The organism is Thalassospira sp. UBA4513 (assembly GCF_002388495.1).
GTDB lineage: Bacteria > Pseudomonadota > Alphaproteobacteria > Rhodospirillales > Thalassospiraceae > Thalassospira > Thalassospira tepidiphila.
Genome location: NZ_DGMR01000005.1, coordinates 4,977 through 16,405, shown reverse-complemented (window position 1 = coordinate 16,405; position 11,429 = coordinate 4,977). Strand labels below are relative to the sequence as shown.

Genomic DNA, 11,429 nt, shown 5'->3' with positions numbered 1-11,429 from the left:
TGTTCGATCAGGCTTTCAACCCCGCCAAGCGATGTCGCGCGTTTAAACAGTTTGCATTGGTTGTGGAAATCAACCGCACGCTTTTCACCACCCTTGACGCGCAGCGACAACATCCCTCCAAAGCCACCTGACATCTGCTTTTTGGCAATGTCATGACCGACATGGCTTTCAAGGCCGGGATACTGGACCTGTTCGATTTCCGGATGGTTTTCGAAATGCTTGGCAATCGCCATGGCATTGGCACTGGCGCGTTCCACACGGATCGAAAGGGTGCGCATCCCGCGCAGCAAAAGCCACGTTTCAAACACGCCCAGAACTGCACCGCCTGATGCGTGCTGTATGCAAACACGCTGCCAGAACTCGCTGTCCTTGGCAGTGGTCAGCGACCCCGCCAAAACGTCGCTGTGACCGTTCAGATATTTGGTTGCCGAATGCATTACGATATCGGCACCAAAATCAATCGGACGGGTCAAAAGCGGCGTGGCAACAGTGTTGTCAACCACCACAACGGCACCAGCGGCCTTGGCCAGTTTGGCAACAGCGGCGATATCGGTGATTTGCCAATCCGGGTTGGCCGGGGTTTCAAGCCACACCAGCTTGGTCTTGCCGGCAACGATGTGCTTGTCCCAATCGGCAATATCGGCGTTATCAACAAAATCAAAGCTCAGCCCGGCACGCACACCACTATCAAGCATGAAGCTGCGCAGCGCCCAATACATTACCTTGGGGGCAACAACATGATCACCCGGGTTCAGCGCATGCAAAACCGCAACGGCGGCCGCCATGCCAGAGGCAAACAGGCGGGTTTCAGAACCGCCTTCAAGTTCATTCAGGACTGCACAGGCCTGATCATAGGTCGGGTTGTCTGCGCGCGTATAGCAGCGCCCGTCATGGTAACTCAGATCCGTGTTGCGTTCGAACGTGGTTGACGGATAAAGCGGCGGCGTGACGGACTTGGTGGCTTCATCGACCCAGCCAAGCGCCTGTGCACTTACGGTGGCGGGGGACTGTTTTTTTGCATGATCAGACATGGTGGCACCTGATTTGGTTGAGATTTGTTGGCGCGCAACATAACGTGGTTCCCGCCACACACCAAATTGATTTGCCACCAATATTGATCTTTAGGTCCCCACATGACGAATTATCCCAAAATCACCCTGCCCAAGGAATGCGACGTCGTTGTCATCGGCGGCGGCATTCACGGATCCTCCAGCGCCTATTACCTGACCAAGGCCGGCATGAAAGTCGTGCTTCTGGAAAAGGATACCATCGCGTCACACCAGTCCGGTCGTGCCTGGGGCTTTGTCCGCCAACAGGGCCGCGATCCGGTAGAGTTGCCATTGATGATTGAATGCAACAAGATCTGGCAAGGTCTTGAAAAAGAACTAAATGCCGATCTGGAATGGCGCCAGGGCGGAGTGCTGTTCGTCGCCCGCGATGACAAGGAAATGTCGGAATTCGAAGGCTGGATTAACGACACCAAGCACTTTGGCATCGAAACCCAGGTCCTTGACCCCAAAGGGGTCGAAAAACTGACACCGGGGATCACCGCACCGGGTGTTGGCGGGATCTACACGCCCTCAGACGGGCAGGCCGAACCGAAAAAGGCCGCCCCGGCAATCGCCAAACGCGCCAGTGAATTGGGTGCTGTGATTGCCGAGGGTTGCGGCGCACTTTCGATTGAAACAGAGGCCGGCGCAATCAGTTCGGTGGTGTCCGAACAAGGCGAAATCAAATGCAAATACGTCATCTGTGCGGCCGGGGCTGCGACGCATAAATTCGTCGCCAAGTTCGGGCGGCGTTTACCGCAACAAACCACGCGCGGGACGGTGATCCGCACCACACCCGTGCCCGATATCTCGGCGGCGGGCACGCTGGCGGCTGGTCTGGCGTTTCGTCAACGCGCAGATGGGTCGATGAACATCGCCGATGAATTCATGACCGACATCGATTTGACACTGGGCCGGTTCAAGTATGCCCGTGATTTCATGCCGGGACTGTTTGATAACTGGGCGACCTTCAAGTTCCACTTTAACAAGCGGTTCTTTGATGATCTGGTGGACCGTATGCCGGGATCGGATGCATCACGGCAACCCATGATCGGGCGACGCACCAATCAGGCGGAGCCCTATGAGGTGCGGGTTAAAAACGCCATGCGCAATCTGCAAAAGGTCCTGCCGCAGATCAAGAAAGTCGGCATCGTTGATACCTGGGCGGGGGACATTGATGTCACCCCGGATGCGGTGCCGGTGATTGATCAGTTCGAAAACCCCAAACACTTCTTTGTCGCATCGGGATTCTCGGGCCATGGCTTTGCCATGGGACCGGTGGTTGGTAAGGTGCTGGCCGAATGGATCACCACCGGGCAGCCATCCATCACGCTAAAGGGGATGGAGCTTTCACGGTTCGAAGACGGTACCCGCCGTGTGCCGCGCACACGGGTCTGATCGCGTGTCCTGAAACTGGAATCGGGTAGGGGCGGTTACAAGCTGCGTGCCAGACGCAGGATAATCGCCCCGCCCAGCGTCATCATGGTCGAGGACAGCTTCACAAGGTTAAGCTTCTCGCCCATGAAGAACACCCCGATCAAAAGGGCAAAGACAATGCCGGTTTCGCGCAGGGCGACCACAAGCGGGATCGGTGCCTGCGTAAAGGCCCACATCACAGTGGCATAGGCCGCAAAGGACGCCGTGCCGCCAATCGCAAAGACCCTTTTGCCAGATCGCGCGATATCAGCAAGGATGCGCGGGCGCATAAAAGTCACGATCACGGCAAAGATCACAACGATGCCAATCGTCTGATAGCTGTAATAGCCAAGCGCCGTTCCGGCCAGCCTTGCACCGGTACCATCCACCAGTGAATAGCTGCTGATGAAACAACCGGTGATGATCGCGGCAAGGGCAGCATTGCGGTTACGCATGCCATCGGCTTGTCGCGTTATGCACATGCTGATAATACCAACCCCGATGATAACAATCGCCAGCCACTCGCTGACATGCAGGGTAACCCCCATGATCAACACGGACACCGCCGCAACAATCAGCGGCGAAGACCCGCGTGCAATCGGATAAACTTGGCTGAGATCGCCCAAACGATAAGCCAGGATCAGAAACAACTGATAGCCGATATGAAGCCCAAGGGACGTCAGCAGATAAGGCCAGCTTTCGGGGGCAGGAAGGTCAACAAACGGCAACAGGATCAGAACAATCGGCGTATGACCCAGCACGATCGCCGTCATGTTCATCAATTTGTCCGAGCCACCCTTGACCAGTGCATTCCACACGGCATGCATCAGGGCAGCGCCCATTACAGCAAGAAAGACAGTCAAACTCATGGCGGGGCGACCAATGTTACGGTTTTGTGACGCAATCATTGATGCTTAGCATGCAGTTTGAAAAACCACCAAACCGAACTTGAAAGGGCAGCTATGAGCCAGACGCCGTATGCTCGACCTTTTGCGTGGTTGTCGATGCGGGTGCGGCTTTGCCATCAAAGAACCGGGTCGCCCCGATTGGTGGGGCAACGAAATCGCCATCCGCAATTCCGCTATCCTTACGGGCTGCCGCTAACCGGACCGGCGGCTCATCTACCGGCTCAGCTGTCAGGACAAACGTGCCCCAATGAATGGCAAGCGCCTGTTTGACGCCCATTTTCTGCATGATCTGAATGGCTTCTTCGGGGTTGCAATGTGCATTGCGCATGAAGTCGCGCGGGTCATAGGCCCCGATGGGAATCAGGCCAAAATCAATCCCGCCGTGGATCGCGCCCATTTCCGTAAACAGGGCTTCGTTCCAGCCGGTATCGCCAACAAAATAGAACCGGTAGCCATCGCCGAACTCAAGGATATAGCCACCCCACAGCATTTCCTTGCGGTCCTTCGTGGTGCGGCTTGACCAGTGGTTCGATGGCACATGGGTGATTTTCAGATCATCGTGATGATGGCTTTCATCCCAATCCAATTCGACATAGCGATCAGCACGAATGCCCGCCTTTTCCAGAAGTGGACCATTTTTCAGTGGCAGGACATAGCGCGGCGCATTGCCAAGCTGCGTCAGGCTGGCCAGGTCAAAATGGTCATAGTGATTATGTGACAGCAACACCAGATCAAGCTTGGGCAACTGATCGATGGCAAGGCCCGGTCGGGTATAGCGTTTCGGTCCAACGCGTTTGAACGGTGATGCGCGGTCAGAAAACACCGGATCGGTCAGGATATTGAGCCCGCCATATTGCACCAGAACCGTGGCATGGCCGACCCATGTGACTTGCATGCGTTTGGGATCCGGGTTGTGGATGGCGTCATGATCAGGTGTTTCGGTGGGGATTTTACCGACCTGATGTTTGGCCTTCGGCCAGTTATCATCACCGAAATAGCGCCGTTTCAGGAAATGCCAGAACGACCGTTTGACCGGATCGGGCAGGGGGTGACGGTTTTCAAAGCCGTTATCGGTGTGATGGGCTGGTTTTGTTTGCTGCTGCACTTTTGGGTCCTGATCCGGTTTGAATGTGGTCGCCATTCTGCATTTTACGCGGGTGACCATAAGGTAACTGGGAATTTGACCTGCGCAAGCGAAAGGCCGGAACGCGGGACACACATTCCGGCCTTTCTTGGTGGTCTGCCCATGCGGGGTGCAGACCAATGCTTTCGCAGTTGCTGGGGCGAGCCTTGCGAAAGCAGGGGGGACTGAATTTTATTCGATCACGGTCGCATAGCTCTCAAGCGCCGGGCTTTCGGTGATCAGACCCTGTTTGACCATGTAATCGGCAAAGCGGGCATAGCGCGCCTTATCAAGGGCTGCCGGACGCAGCGCAAAGCGCGGCAGGGTATCGGCCCATGCCTTGATATTGAGTTCATCATCAAGGTTCGGATAGGCGGCAATAAAGGCCTGCCAGCTGTCATCAGGATGGTTGATCAGGTACTGCACGCCTTCTTCAAGGGCGGCCAGCATGCGGGCATAACGCGGGTCATCGACCTTGTCGTTGCGGACGGTCAGGATCAGTTCGTCATAGGGCGGAACGCCCTCTTCCTCGACATAAAATGCCTTGCCCGGTTTGCCTTCGATTTCCATCTGATTGAGCTCGAAATTGCGATAGCCGCCAATGATCGCATCGACCTGGCCGGAATACAGCGACGGCGAAAGCGAGAAGTTCACATTGATAAGCTCGACATCGTCAATCGAAACCCCATGATTGCCGAGCATGGTGCCCAGAAGCGCATCCTCAAATCCGGCCAGGGAATAACCGATCTTCTTGCCTTTCAGATCGGCGATTTCCTTTATCGGGCCGTCTTCAAGGACAATCAGGCTGTTAAGCGGGGTGGCAACCAGTGTGCCGATACGCGTCAGCGGCAGGCCTTCGGCCGCCTGGACATGAAGCTGCGGCTGATAGTTCACCGCGACATCGCCCTGACCGGCGGCAACAAGGCGTGGCGGGGCGGACGGATCGGATGGTTCGATCAGTTCGACATCCAGATCATGATTGGCAAAGAAGCCCTTTTCCTTGGCAACAATCAGCGGTGCGTGATCGGGGTTCACAAACCAGTCCAGAAGAATGACCAGCTTGTCCGCGGCAAAGGCGGTTGAAGACGTTCCAAGAACAAGTGCGCCCAGTGCGGTCGCGGTGATCATGGATTTAAGGCGTGACATGGATGAACCTCCGTAAGATGCGCCAAATAAATAGTATGAGGATTTAAAACGCTGCCAAACAGGCCGGCGTGTGGTGTCTTACCGAACCGGTTTCAGGCTGTCGGGTTGCCATGGCAAGGCCGCGCGCAGCACGCGATCGACAATGAAATATTGCGTGATAGAAAACGCGCACAGGATCAGAAGACAGGCAAAGACCATATCGATCTGAACCCGCGCATTGGCATGCAGCATAAGATAACCCAGGCCGTGACTGGACCCGACCCATTCGCCAATCACCGCCCCGATCGGGGCAACGGCGGTGGCAACGCGAAAACCAGATGCAAAGGCGGGCAGGGCGGCGGGCAGTCGAATATGGGTCAAAAGTCGCCAACGACTGGCCCCCATGGTGCGCGCCAGATCGAGCCAGCCGGTCTCGGTCCGTGACAGGCCGTCAAAGAACGCAACCGTGACCGGGAAGAAAATGATCAGGGCCGCCATGGCGATTTTGGACGCCAGCCCAAAGCCGAGCCAGAGAACCAGAAGCGGCGCCAGGGCAAAGAACGGGATCGCCTGCGAAACCAAAAGGATCGGCATCAGCCAGAAACGCACCGGCGAAAACAGCGCCATAGGGATCGCGGCCAGCGTGCCAAGGGCAGCACCGGCAAACAGGCCGATCACGGTTTCAGCGATGGTATATTTCGCATGATCGAACAGGACGGCATGACGCGCGATTAGGGTATGCCAGACATCTGCAGGCGGTGGCAGCATGTATTTCGGCGCACCGGTAACAATCACCAACATTTGCCAAGTGGCAATCAGCGCAATGATAATAATCAGCGGCCGCGCAAGGATCAGCCAGCGTTGCTCCGACAGTGCTTTTTTATTGGTATGAGGATTGTTTTGCGTGCTCATGCTGCGCCCTCCGACCGCTCGGCACCAAGTTGGCCGAGTAGTTCGGCCTGCTGTGCCAGGATTTCGGGATCGGCAATGTTGCGCGGGCTTTGGCCCTTGGGCGTGATGGCGTCTTGCAAGCGGGCCGGGCTGCCGGTCAGGACATGCACGCGATCGCCAAGGCGCAATGCCTCAAGCGGGTCGTGGGTCACAAGCAACACCGTTTTGCCCCGCAGCACCCGTGCGGCCAGCTCCTGCAAGCGCAGGCGGTTGAGCGGATCAAGGGCCGAAAACGGTTCGTCCATCAAAACGACCGGGCGATCTTCCATCAATGTGCGGGCAAGGGCCGCACGCTGTTTCATGCCACCGGACAGTTCAGCCGGGCGGAGGTTTGCCGCGTCATGCAATCCGACTTCGGTCAGTAAATGTGAGGCTTTCTCATAATCGGGTTTTTCGTGGCGTAGGACAGCACCCAGCACCACATTCTCGAGAACACTGCGCCATGGCAAGAGCAGGTCCTGTTGCGCCATATAGGCGACCCGACCGGTAAGCGCGATGTTGTCCGAACAGGTGATGGTACCGCTAACATCGCCTTCGACGAGGCCTGCGAAATAGCGCAAAAGCGTGCTTTTGCCGACACCACTTGGGCCGAGTAGACAGGTAAAACTGCCCGCCTGTAAGGTCAGGTCGAGATCATGGAAAATATCGACGCCGTTGAAAGCCACGCGGGCCGCACGGAGCGCAATATCAAATCTGGTTGGATTGTCTTGCGCCATCTGGGGCGCGTGTTCTGTGCTGCGCATTCGATCCTTCCTACGCCGGTCTTAACCGGTTCAGGTTCAAAGGGTCGTTCGGCAACACCGAACCTCTCAGCCGATTTACGATCGGCCCCCCCGGAGATCAGGGGACTATGCGCAGACAAATCGCTGCCGTCAAGTTTTGTAACAGTTCTTGGACTTGATCCTGATCACAGCTTACCAGTGCGCGCCATGACGATGCAGCTTTCCCGCCGGATGATCCCAGTGATGCGGTGTTCCTGCGATACTGACCGGAAAGGCGATGCGCCGGGCTGGGCCCCAGTCTGTGTTTTCAAAATGCGGGGCAATATCGGCATCTGTTTCCGCGGCGATCATGCCAAGGCAGTCAGGTGTCGCTGTCTTGCTTAACATATGTGCCGTTCGGGCCAATGAGTGGCGGGCGGTTGTGACCTCGCCATGGGCGGCGCGGCGGATCAGGGCGTGAACTGCGCTGGCCGCCATCAAATATCCCGTCGCGTGATCAAGGGCCTGAACCGGAAGCGGTAGGGGCTTTTTCGACCCTGATTGTTCCATCCCCCAATCGGCAATGCCGCAGCTCATTTGCACGAGGCTGTCAAACCCGCGTCGTTTGGCCCACGGCCCGGTCCAGCCATAGGCAGACAACGTCACATCAATCAGCGCCGGGTTAATCGCGCGCAGCGTTTTGGCGTCATACCCCAATTCGGACAGGGCGTCAGGACGATAGCCATGCAGCAAGATGTCAGCACCGCTAATCAGGTCTTCAAACAGTTTTCGGTCTTCCCGGTCCCGTAGATCAAGTCCCGCACAGCGTTTGCCAAGTGTGACTTCGGGAATGGCCGCACCTTCGTCCCAGCCCCTCGGATCGATGCGCAACACATCGGCACCATAAGCCGCCAGAAAACGACCGGCGACGGGGCCGGCCAGGATACGTGTCAGATCAAGAACGCGGATACCACGAAGCGGGCGGGCCGGGTCAATTGACGCGGGGGCGACATTGGTGTTTGCGTGCTGGTCCCAGCAGATCAGTGGATCGGTAGCGATGGATATTCCTTGCGGATGTGCCTGCCATTCCTCAAGGCTGTGCATGGTTGCGGCACATCCACTGGCCGCGACAATTTCGTTTTCAAGCATGTCACTTTGCCAATCCAGCACAGCCATCGCCAGATCATCGCGGGTTTCGTAATCGCCCAGAACAGAAAGTGCCGCCGCGCGGTGATGTGGCGCGTTGGTATGTATCCGGATCCAGCCGTGACGCGTTTGATAATCACCCGCCAGCGGGTCCCAGACGTTTGGCAATGTCCAGCCTTGTGGGCGGATTGTCATATTAAACCATTTTGACGCCAGTCGCTGATCAACCGTTATCGGGGCGTCTGATCCGGTTTCAAGGGCGCGCCAGTTTGAAATCATCGCGGCGGCCATCCCGATACCCGCCCAGGCGAGTTCGGTGACTGCGAAATAGGACGGCAAGGCATCTGTGCCGATGGTTGTGATATCAGGTGTTTCAGATAGACCAAGGGCATTGGCGATCTGGGGTGTGAACCGGTTGGGCATGATGGCGTTTCCATTCTCAGGGGGCGGAACCAGTAATGATCAAAGCATCATGCCGGACTGGACAAACCGTCAATCTTGATCAAGATAATCAATATGAAAAAAATCGATGACGGATCATTCTGCACATTGTCGGCAGCAGATGTGTGCGCGCAGGTCGGCATATCGCGCGACACGCTTTACGCCTATGTCAGTCGGGGTATTGTGCGCGCTGTTGCCCATCCGGGTGATGCACGCAAAAGCCTGTATGACCGGCGCGACGTTGCCAAACTGCATGATCGCAAACGACGTGGACGGTCACGGCAATCTGTTGCGGCCTCGACCATTGATTGGGGGGAGCCGATCCTGGTGTCGGGCATTACCCGCATTGCCGATGGGCAGTTTTACTATCGCGGTCAAAACGCCGTCGAGCTGTCCCACACCATGACGCTTGAGGACGCGGCGGGTCTTTTGGCCGGACTTCGATGCGATCCTGTGTTGAATGCCATGCCGGACTTTGTTGCGGCCAAACATGATTTGGCGCTTCCGCGCATGGTGGCGATGCTGGCAGAGCTGATGACCGGATCGCCCCGTGGTGATGGTCGCCCGATCGCCGCACGGGTCGTTCGGCTGGGCGCCCTGGCCGCTGCCGGGGTCTCAGACGACGGGAAAAGCCCGATCCATTTGGTCCTGGCAAATGCATGGTCAACCCATGAAAATGCGCCGGACCTGTTGCGTCGGGCCCTCGTACTTTGTGCCGATCACGAGCTTAATGCATCGGCCTATGCCGTGCGTGTTGCCGCATCGGCCGGGGCGACCATACCGGCATCCCTGATGGCGGGGTTGTCGACCCTGTCGGGTGCGCGTCATGGCGGCCTGACACCGAGATGTCGGGCGTGGATGGATCAGGTCGAAAAACTTGGCGGTAAGATTGATCCCGATCATGTGCCGCCGGGGTTTGGTCATCCGCTCTATCCCGATGGCGATCCGCGAACCCGTGCACTCATGCAGGCCTGTGGTCAGACTGGCGATGCGTTCTGGGCGCGCATTGCAAATCTGGTCACGCAAAATACCGGGCAGCATCCCAGCCTTGATTTCGGATTGGCCTTGATCGAACGTGAACTTCGTCTGCCGAAGGGGGCAGGGCTTGGTATTTTTGCCGTTGGGCGCATGGCAGGCTGGATCGCGCATCTTTTTGAACAGCGCAAAAGTGGCAAGATCATTCGGCCACGCGCCAGCGTGTCCTGATGCGATCCAGATTGCGCAGCATAAGTTACATCGGAGCCTTGCGTTGTCTGTGCGGGGTCGAAGCCTCAGCCAACATGTACCTTGATCTCTGGGCGTCGGGTTAGGGGCGGGCAACCACCTGCTTGATCCAGTCCGCGATCTTGTCAAAGGTGCCGGGCGCATAGGCATACCGGCCAAGGGCAACATAAAGCATCTGGCGGGATGTCGGCATCTCGCGACTGAGCTGGTAGTTGAACAGATTGCTTCTTAGCAGCCCGTGCGTGGCATCGGGGATAACAGCCACCTCATTTTCAGGATGTCGCCCGATCAGGATATCGCGATAGATATCCGCATCGGATTTTGCATCCACATTCAGATCATCATGCCCCCACATGGCAAGTGTCGGTGTTTCAAGTTTTGCCAGGTCTGCTTTTGCGTCAGATGTGATGTTGCGTTTTACGAATTCGTACCGGTCCGATGCCATCGGTGATGGATCATTGCTGTTTGCGAGGTAGGTTTCGTAACTTGCATCGGGCGCAAAGATCACGCTGTCGCGAACCTGATTGCGTTCGAGCTGACGGGTGATATCGGCTTTTGTTGCGCCACCAGCCAGCAGGCGTTGACGCGTGTAATAAGCACCCTGGTCTTGCCAGTTCACCGCCCCGCCAATGATGACATTAAAGGCATTGTCCGGGATCGTCCGCGATGCCTTGGGGATCACCCAGCCCGCCTGGGAAAAACCGACAAAGCCGATTTGTTGTCCGCTGTCGGGATGGGCGGTTTTGATGGCCTCATATGCTGCAACGGCCTCGTTTGCGCGGTCATTCATGGATTGCGAAAGCCAGTTTCCCGTGCTTTCGCCGACGCCGGCCTTGTCCCAGCTGTAAATACCGATCCCGCGATCGAGCAGGGCATTGATCAGGGGCAAATAGCCATCGCCCGCAAAGCGGTCCTGCGGACCATCGCCGTGAACCAGAAGGGCAATCGGGCCTGTATGCTGCGCATCTGGCAAGATCAGGCTGCCAGACAGAACAGCATCTTCGTGTGCAAAGCTGATCTGTTTGGTCGGGCGGTTGCTGATATCAAAGTCAGACAATCCGACAAGCGCAAGACTTCCGGGAACAGCAACAAGCAGCACAAACAGAACAATCGCCACCCTGACAAGGCGGCGGTAACGAATGCGGCGAGGCGATGGCACGGCACAGCCTTTCAGGTTGGTGGCAGCAAGGACGATTTGGCACTATTCGCAGATTGCGAGAAGTCAGGGGGCCCGTCAATCGCCTTGCAACCGGTTATGTCGATGAAATCAGGTGTTTAGCCCAAAAGCATCCGGATCATAAGTGCAAGGCGCTAGGTCCTGAGCCTGGAATTGCACAAAACAGAA

10 protein-coding genes and 1 riboswitch are annotated in these 11,429 nt (G+C 56.9%); of the genes, 2 read left to right on the top strand and 8 right to left on the bottom strand.

The annotated features are described in order from the left end of the window. Positions 1-1,031 (bottom strand): trans-sulfuration enzyme family protein (locus tag B2T33_RS01930; RefSeq protein ID WP_286791027.1); only part of this gene is annotated, 1,031 nt, incomplete at its 3' end. Between the two features lie 102 nt (positions 1,032-1,133). On the opposite strand from B2T33_RS01930, the gene B2T33_RS01925 reads away from it, so the two are divergent. Beyond that, positions 1,134-2,447 carry an NAD(P)/FAD-dependent oxidoreductase gene (locus tag B2T33_RS01925; RefSeq protein ID WP_197145103.1) on the top strand — a complete coding sequence of 438 codons (1,314 nt, stop codon included), beginning with the start codon at positions 1,134-1,136 and terminating at the stop codon, positions 2,445-2,447. Between the two features lie 35 nt (positions 2,448-2,482). Here the strand turns inward: B2T33_RS01925 and B2T33_RS01920 are convergent, their stop codons facing one another. From B2T33_RS01920 to B2T33_RS01895, 6 genes are all read right to left on the bottom strand, one after another. Further along, positions 2,483-3,334 (bottom strand): hypothetical protein, encoded by an 852-nt coding sequence (locus B2T33_RS01920; protein ID WP_286791026.1) that lies wholly within the window; start codon positions 3,332-3,334, stop codon positions 2,483-2,485. Positions 3,335-3,425: 91 nt separating this feature from the next. Next, a complete protein-coding gene (locus tag B2T33_RS01915) occupies positions 3,426-4,478 on the bottom strand; it encodes an MBL fold metallo-hydrolase (RefSeq protein ID WP_252723920.1) in 1,053 nt (350 codons plus the stop codon). A 210-nt stretch (positions 4,479-4,688) separates the two neighbouring features. Beyond that, complete coding sequence (locus tag B2T33_RS01910; protein WP_197145100.1) at positions 4,689-5,642, bottom strand: ABC transporter substrate-binding protein; 954 nt, start codon at positions 5,640-5,642, stop codon at positions 4,689-4,691. A gap of 78 nt (positions 5,643-5,720) precedes the next feature. Then, a complete protein-coding gene (locus B2T33_RS01905) occupies positions 5,721-6,533 on the bottom strand; it encodes an ABC transporter permease (protein ID WP_197145099.1) in 813 nt (270 codons plus the stop codon). Further along, a complete protein-coding gene (locus B2T33_RS01900) occupies positions 6,530-7,315 on the bottom strand; it encodes an ABC transporter ATP-binding protein (protein WP_197145098.1) in 786 nt (261 codons plus the stop codon). Before B2T33_RS01900 ends, B2T33_RS01905 begins: the two co-directional genes overlap by 4 nt. Then, positions 7,306-7,417, bottom strand: a riboswitch (TPP riboswitch). Its footprint overlaps the gene before it by 10 nt. 69 nt (positions 7,418-7,486) lie before the next feature. Continuing rightward, positions 7,487-8,842, bottom strand: a complete 1,356-nt coding sequence (locus B2T33_RS01895) for a CoA transferase (protein ID WP_286791025.1) — start codon at positions 8,840-8,842, stop codon at positions 7,487-7,489. Between the two features lie 93 nt (positions 8,843-8,935). Here B2T33_RS01895 and B2T33_RS01890 point away from each other — a divergent pair, with 93 nt between their 5' ends. Continuing rightward, positions 8,936-10,066: a citrate synthase gene (locus tag B2T33_RS01890; RefSeq protein ID WP_286791024.1), complete on the top strand. Its 1,131-nt coding sequence runs from the start codon at positions 8,936-8,938 to the stop codon at positions 10,064-10,066. Positions 10,067-10,166: 100 nt separating this feature from the next. Here B2T33_RS01890 and B2T33_RS01885 read toward each other — a convergent pair whose 3' ends face one another. Beyond that, entirely contained in the window at positions 10,167-11,243 is a 1,077-nt protein-coding gene (locus B2T33_RS01885; RefSeq protein WP_286791023.1) for an alpha/beta hydrolase family protein, read from the bottom strand. Positions 11,244-11,429: the final 186 nt, after the last annotated feature.